The sequence below is a fragment of the Kribbella turkmenica genome (assembly GCF_004348725.1).
GTDB classification, from domain to species: domain Bacteria; phylum Actinomycetota; class Actinomycetes; order Propionibacteriales; family Kribbellaceae; genus Kribbella; species Kribbella turkmenica.
The window spans coordinates 47,264-53,779 of record NZ_SMKR01000026.1; the positions used below are offsets into that span (position 1 = coordinate 47,264).

The 6,516-nt window shown below is 64.5% G+C and carries 7 protein-coding genes; 2 read left to right on the forward strand and 5 right to left on the reverse strand.

The annotated features are described in order from the left end of the window. Positions 1–52 precede the first annotated feature (52 nt). Positions 53–463 carry an FMN-binding negative transcriptional regulator gene (locus E1218_RS38160; protein ID WP_202865847.1) on the forward strand — a complete coding sequence of 137 codons (411 nt, stop codon included), beginning with the start codon at positions 53–55 and terminating at the stop codon, positions 461–463. Continuing rightward, positions 438–662 (forward strand): hypothetical protein, encoded by a 225-nt coding sequence (locus E1218_RS36590; protein ID WP_202865849.1) that lies wholly within the window; start codon positions 438–440, stop codon positions 660–662. Before E1218_RS38160 ends, E1218_RS36590 begins: the two co-directional genes overlap by 26 nt. 182 nt (positions 663–844) lie before the next feature. On the opposite strand, the gene E1218_RS08530 is transcribed toward E1218_RS36590, so the two are convergent. The 5 genes from E1218_RS08530 to E1218_RS37940 form a co-directional block, all read right to left on the reverse strand. Beyond that, positions 845–1,126: a GrpB family protein gene (locus E1218_RS08530; protein WP_132318037.1), complete on the reverse strand. Its 282-nt coding sequence runs from the start codon at positions 1,124–1,126 to the stop codon at positions 845–847. A 772-nt stretch (positions 1,127–1,898) separates the two neighbouring features. Continuing rightward, complete coding sequence (locus tag E1218_RS08535) at positions 1,899–2,855, reverse strand: hypothetical protein (protein ID WP_132318039.1); 957 nt, start codon at positions 2,853–2,855, stop codon at positions 1,899–1,901. Between the two features lie 783 nt (positions 2,856–3,638). Next, on the reverse strand, positions 3,639–4,859 hold the full coding sequence (locus tag E1218_RS08545) for an MFS transporter (protein WP_165949183.1): 1,221 nt from the start codon (positions 4,857–4,859) through the stop codon (positions 3,639–3,641). 85 nt (positions 4,860–4,944) lie between these two features. Next, entirely contained in the window at positions 4,945–5,961 is a 1,017-nt protein-coding gene (locus E1218_RS08550; RefSeq protein WP_165949184.1) for a hypothetical protein, read from the reverse strand. Positions 5,962–6,378: 417 nt separating this feature from the next. Further along, entirely contained in the window at positions 6,379–6,516 is a 138-nt protein-coding gene (locus E1218_RS37940) for a hypothetical protein (RefSeq protein ID WP_325052821.1), read from the reverse strand.

Genomic DNA, 6,516 nt, shown 5'->3' on the forward strand with positions numbered 1-6,516 from the left:
TGGGGTCATCGGGCACACCGAGAAATCCGACGGGATGCAACGAGGATCGCCGATGTATGTGCCCGCCCACTTCGCCGCCGATGACCAAGCGGTGCAGGATCTGCTCACGCACCATGGAGCGGCTGACCTGGTTACTATGACTCCCGACGGTCTGATGGCACCCTGCTGCCATTTGTCTATGACCACTCGAGGCGAGTGCAGCGCGGGTAACCTCGCCCGCAACAACGACCACTGGCGACAGACCGTGGTCAGTGAAGCGCTGATGATCAGGCTAGGCCCTGATTTGTATATCTCACCCACCTGGTACGCGTCCAAACGAGACCACTGCCGGGTCGTACCGACGTGGAATCACTTGACGGTGCACGCCTACGGGTCGATGGCCGTACACGACGATCCCGTCTGGGTCTCGGGCGTCGTACGGCGATTGTCGGACCATCATGAAGCGGCTCGGGCCGAGTCCTGATCTGTGGACGACGCACCGGCGGGGTACGTCGCAGGGCAGTTGCGCGCGAGTCGGTGTGGAGATCGCGATCACGCGGATCGAGGCGAAGTTGAACCTCAGCCAGAACCGGCCGTACGTTGACGTCGACGGGGTGATCGCAGGCCTCCGCGCAGACGGCGTCGAGGCAAGCGCCGACGCGGTCCAGCGGCACCGGCACTGACTCGAGCAGCCCAACCCAGGCGCGCGTGTTCCGCGTTGGCGGCCCTACCCGACCAGGAGATCATTCCTCTGACGCACGATCGCGAGCGTGCAGGAAGTGCCAAACCGTTCGATCGGGATTGGTTCGCATCGACTCTCGGGTTCCTGCGGCTTGCTTCCGCGCGGAGGATTAGCGCTTCAACCTCAGCCCGGGCTCTTCGCTTCCCTGACCCTGGCCGGGATCTCCCTGACGACTGCGGATTTCGCGTCGGCGTAGTCCTGGACGTACTTCCAGTCTCTCGTCGCGAGCTCGCGTTTCGTCCAGGCATACAAGTCGCGATCGGACTTGTTCGCGCGCAGCCAGTCGCGGAAGAGGAGCACTTGCTCGGCCTCGGCACATCCCGGCGGAAAGACGTGCAGGTTCACTGGAGGGTCAGTCCCACGCAGCAATCGGTGTTCGTACCAGTCGGATTCTCCAGTCGCCAGAGTTGCCTCGGGTCACCGACGACACAAGGCACGTCGATGACTGCCGCGCAGGACGCCGTCAGGCACCCATTAACGTAGTTGTCGCGAAAAAATCACTGGGCGCGCTGCCCACCTGTCCGCAGATCTCGAGGGCTTACACGCTTTCGCCAGACGACAGACGTTGCATGCTCGGGATCACAACCCACTTTGCCGAGCGTGTGACTGGTCCTGGCTCGGGAGCTGTGAGACCCTCCGCAGCTGCGCTGCTGCCGTTCGCGGTCAGCACGCACCGGGCTAGATGTTCGCCACCACCAGCTGCACAGCGAGTAGCCGGTCGGCTGACCAGGCCGCTCAGCAAGGAAGTTCGTTGCTTGAGCGGCGGCCGTACTCACCGGCCGCATCCGCGCGGTCGGCCGCTTCGACCACCCAGGCGATCATGGCGCTGGAGGCGTCGTCGCCGAACTCGCCCCCTCCTACGCGGCAGCCGGCCTGGATGTCTCGTCCGATACCGAACCAGCGGCGCCGAGGAAGGCATCACCCGCGCTGCCACGTGGGTCCCATGCAGCCGCCTTTCCTCGCACGCTGCTGGGATTGGGCGCGCCAAGCTGATGCTTGCACGACTCCACATGCAGCACAGCAGCGTTGGTCCGCACACGTTTCTGGTGCCCACGTCGGGTCAGGCTAAAGACGAACCTCCGCACGACGCCTCCGACTGGTGACCTCAACCAGTCGCCTGTCATCCGACGTACCGCGGAGGCAGGCGACTCGCGTCGTGAGTCGTTGTAGATCGGATCTAGCCGGCGCGGATGGCGCTGAAGACTTGCTGGATCACGTGGGGGTGGTTCTCGCGGATGTAGGACGACATCTCGAGGTGCAGCCAGCCGTCGGGGTGGCCGCCGGCGAAAGGTCTGCTGGTGATCTCACGCTCGGCTTGGTCGTTCTTCTCGCCGCATTTGCGATCGACCGCGGGCGCGGAGCCGTAGCCCTGACAGGTGGTCAGGTTCGACCGCTCGACGGTCTGTTCCGCGGGGATGACGGACAGCAGTGCAGCTCTGTACGCGGAATGCGCACGTGCCACTGTGTCTCCGGAAAACGCCACCTGCCCGTAGCTGTCGGAAATGGAGAAGCCTGGTTCGCTGCTCATGCCGTGCAGTTGCAGCAGGTAGGCAGCCGGCTTGCGTTTCCGAAGTTCGTCATGCATCACTTGGAAATCGGACAGCGCAGCCGGGGGATTGTTGGGCGACGCCGTGTCCCAACGATGTGCCATGTCGGAAATCTTGTAGTGTCCGCCACAATCCGTGGTGTTGGCGTTGTCCAGCGAGTTCGTGGTGTGGTTGCACCGGTGAGTTCCCGCCACGACGACAGCAGCCGTATCGGTCTGCTTCGCGACGTAGGCCTCGAGCGCAATCGGCACGACGTCCTCGTTCACATGGGGAACACTCAGCACGATGCGCGTGTCGGGCTGTGTATCCGACGGGTTGTGATACATCATCGCCGATCGCCCACGCGACGTACTCGGGGACAGACCATCGCGGTGGTAGATGATTCTTGTGCCCGAGCCACCTGGCAAGTCGGGTGACGTCCAACAGGCGTAGTACCCGGCCTCGCCCAGCCTCGCCTTGCCGGACGTGTAGCTGCCGCCCGCCACGAGTTGGATGCCCTCGGAGAGCTTGACCAGTGCGGCAGCCGTCGGGTCGGAGTACTTGTTGCCGCCGTTGCCTGGCGGCGCCGAGGCAACGATCTGGTTCATGAACGTGCGGGCCGAGACGTAGTTCTGACTGCCTTCCGGAATCGCGCACGTCGGGAGCAGACCTGGACCCCGCCTCGGCTCCGGGACTGTTTCGGCTGTGGCTGCTCCCGCTCCAGCGGTCACGGTGCTGGCCGCCAGCAGAACACCCGCGACGGCCAGCCTTCGGGTACGTCGCGGACGCGGTGTCCTGGTTTCCACCTGTATCGGTCTCCTGCCATCTCATCCGCGCACAAGGCGCATTCAGAACGCTTCCGCCCGGCCAAACTCAGGCGGTCTCAGGCAGTACTACGGGCCGTCCGTCAATGCTGGTTCCCGATGCACCGCGTCGAGCCTCAGACGCGGGTTGCCCAACCTTCGCCGATCAGTCGGGCGACGAAGCCTCCGGGCGGCTGTTCTTCGGCGGTGATGGCGCAGCACAGGTGATCGCACCGATCGCCTGCCACCTCGGCGTAGCGCAGAAGCAGTGATCCATCACCAGCGCTAGCGCCCCGGTGGCCACTCCCCCGCCCGCACGGTCCGTCCGAACCGGGTCCGGGCAGCCAGCCATGCCCACTTTCTGGTCCATGCCAACGGCGAGTTGCTGGCGCTCCACCCTCGGACTGGTCTGGATTCCCAGAACCGCAGGTAGGCCTGATCCCGTAACCGCAACATCGGCCAGTCCAACGCGTCGAGCAGCCGCGGCGGTCGCAACTCGACCACTCCGGAGTTGAACTTCAGTCGCCCTAGCGACGGCGGCCAGCAACTACCCACGCTTGCCTGCAGACCCCCAGGCCAGACCCGCGGTCATGATTGTTCCGACTTGTCGGAGGTACGGCGACCGACCAACGCCAGCGCGGTCACAAGCATCACGGCGGAAACGATCGTGAGGGCAATCAGACCACTCTCGAGGAACATCGCCACGACCGCGTTACCCGCGGCTGCAAGAGTAGTGTGGAGTAACAGGATCACTGCAGCCCCACGCTCATCGTCCGCGGCGACATCGAGAGCCTCCATGAATGCCGCTGGACCACGCAGTCCCAGACCGATGCTGACCGGCAACCACAGCGGTATCAGCAGGAGAGGCTCGGAGCCCCCGGCCAACGCGAAGACCACCAGTCCGGCGCCGCCGGAAGCAGCCAGCAGTGAACCAGCAACGATCACTGGGCGAGCGCCATAGCGACGGGTGAGGATCGACGACAAGTTGGCGGCGATGATGAACATGAAGACGCCGATGCCCTGCAGCGCAAGGTAGTGTCCGATGCCACCACCGAGATTGTGCTCGATCACGGCCGGAGCGCCGAACACGAAGACGAGCAGACCTCCGAGGGTCAGCGCTTGGCTCAAGGCCAGTCGCAGGAACATGCCCTTGCGCAACAGCGCTGCAAAACTTCCGGCGCCTGGCCTCATCACTGCCGCCGGCATGGACCGCCGAAGCAGTGCGATGCAGATGCCAACCACGGCGGCGGCAACCGCCATCGTGACGAACGGACCGTTCCAGCCCACCAGGCTGACCAGGCCAGCGCCAGCTATTGGGGCTAGCGCAGGGACAAGTGCTTCGACACTGCTCAGCATGCCGAGAGCTCGGAGCGCCGTCGCAGGGGAGAACGCCCGGCGCAGCAGGGCAGGTGCCAGTACGGCGGGCGCCGCGGACAACAGGCCTTGGATCAGGCGGATCAGCACCAGGATCTCGAGGCTTGGAGCGATAGCGCAGAGAAACGAGGTGACGCCCAGCCCGGTGAAGGCTCCCACGAGCAACCAACGCGGTGCAACGACGCTGCTCAGCGCCCCGAAGCTGATCAGTCCAAGCGCAGTACCGAGGACGTAAGCGGACACGACAAGCTGCGCCATGCCGCGTGAACCATCCAGCTGTTCGGGCAGACCGGGCACCGCGGGAAGTACCAGGTCGATGCCGGCGAGTCCAAGGGCTGTTCCGCACAGGAGCAGCAACACCATCGGGATGGCACTGCGACTCATTGCCCGGTCAGCTCCACCATCAGTCGCAGCAGCAGGTTCGATCGCACTCATGGGCCCTCTTTGGACTGGATTGGAAGCAGTTGGGTACATGCGAGTGCTCCGAGGCCCCTTGGGACTCGGAGCACTCGCGTCGCGGTCAGCGGTTGGGGTAGACGGCGTTCAGCTTCGCAAGAAGAGCTGGGTCGTTGGCTGCCAGCCAACTCTCCTTGTACTCGTGGTCGAACTTGGCGTCGTACGAGTACGCGAAGAGCGCAGCGCTGCCCTCGGCCCAGTACTCGTCGACGCTGGAGCGGGTGTAGGCGTCGTACCCGACGTAGTCCGCCGAAGGGCCTCTCTGCGCAAGGACGGTCTCTACGGACTTCCGGAACGCGTCGCTCACGAACCCCTTTTGAAGGAAGACGTGGCTGAACTCGTGCGCCATGATGTGGCCGAGCTTATGGGTGCTGGGTTTGCCAGGAGTCGCGACGAGTTCTTCGGACGCAGCAGCCATGGCGACCTGGTTCGTCCCCGGAACGACAGTTGCCCCGATGCCTCTCACGATCGACCAGTCGCGATCCTCCACGCAACCCGGCTTGTTGTCACAGGTCCCGGTTCCTTCCAGGTATTTCCACGGGGCCAGATCCGTCAGCTTGGCGGACGACGGGATGATGTGGACCTCGAGAACCTTGCCGAGCAGAGCCTTCTTCGACGGTTCCGCCAACGCGCTGCTGATCTTGCCCGCAATCGCGGATGCGGCCGCTGCGTCCGTCCCTGTTCCCTGCACCTTCACCCACCGGCCATTGCTGTACACGTAGTCGAAAACTTTTCCTGCGAGCGCAGTCCCCGAGGCCAGCACCTTGGACGATGAGCCGACGGTTGCAACCAGCTTGTACTCCGTCGTAGCCACCGGATTCCGGGAGGCCGAGCCAGACGTCTTGGCGGCGCTGCCGGCGAAGGTAAGGGCCACTTCAGGGCATCCCTTCACCACGTTCCATACAAAATCCGTTCCGCCGCTGAACGGGCCGTCGGACACCGTGAACGACGTCGCCTTCGTGTTGTAGAGACAGGTCGGCGAGCCTACGGCGGACGCCGGTCCGCCCGAGGCCGCCACCGCTCCGAGCAGTGCTGCCGAGATGGCGCCAGTCGCCATCAGTTTGGTCAGTCGCCGAGACATCTTCTCTTCTCCCCTGTCATTTGAGGCATCTGTGGAGAAGTACGGCGAACCAGCGGGCCATGGTTCCGTGCGGAATCGCTCTGGGAGTCCTCCGGTCGTCCGGATCCGCGACAACGAGTCGCCCAGGACCATGGAACCGATCTGCCTGCCGTTGCCGTAATGCAATCTAAAGCGACCGTGGAGCATGAAGAGAACGGGGATTCAGGTGCACACGAGACTTCTCAGGGCGGTGTGGCAGTTGATTTCCGCCTTCATCGAGGCGGATCGCGGGCCGCACGGAGCCTGCCGCAGCGCCGCCGCGTATGACCTCCTCCGCGCGTCCCCCTACCCGTTCGTCTAGGTTCGAGCGGGCTGTCTCAACACCTAGACCGCGACCCGCCTGCGCATCCACCATCGCGGAAGCGCGGACTCACTCGGCTATGCAAAGTGCTCGTACGCCGGCAGCGTGAGGAAGTCGGCGTACTCGTCGGCCAGCGCGGTCTCGAGGAAGAGCTCCCGGGCCGCCTCGAAGCGGTCCGGGTCGTCGCCGAGCTTGGCGATCTCCTCGTCGGCGAT

What these genes read in the sequence shown, in the direction of transcription:
- E1218_RS38160 (WP_202865847.1), top strand. Translation starts at nt 53, where the DNA reads ATGTATGTGCCCGCCCACTTCGCCGCCGATGACCAAGCGGTGCAGGAT.
- E1218_RS36590 (WP_202865849.1), top strand. Translation starts at nt 438, where the DNA reads ATGAAGCGGCTCGGGCCGAGTCCTGATCTGTGGACGACGCACCGGCGG.
- E1218_RS08535 (WP_132318039.1), bottom strand. Translation starts at nt 2,855, where the DNA reads ATGAACCAGATCGTTGCCTCGGCGCCGCCAGGCAACGGCGGCAACAAG.
- E1218_RS08545 (WP_165949183.1), bottom strand. Translation starts at nt 4,859, where the DNA reads ATGAGTGCGATCGAACCTGCTGCTGCGACTGATGGTGGAGCTGACCGG.
- E1218_RS08550 (WP_165949184.1), bottom strand. Translation starts at nt 5,961, where the DNA reads ATGTCTCGGCGACTGACCAAACTGATGGCGACTGGCGCCATCTCGGCA.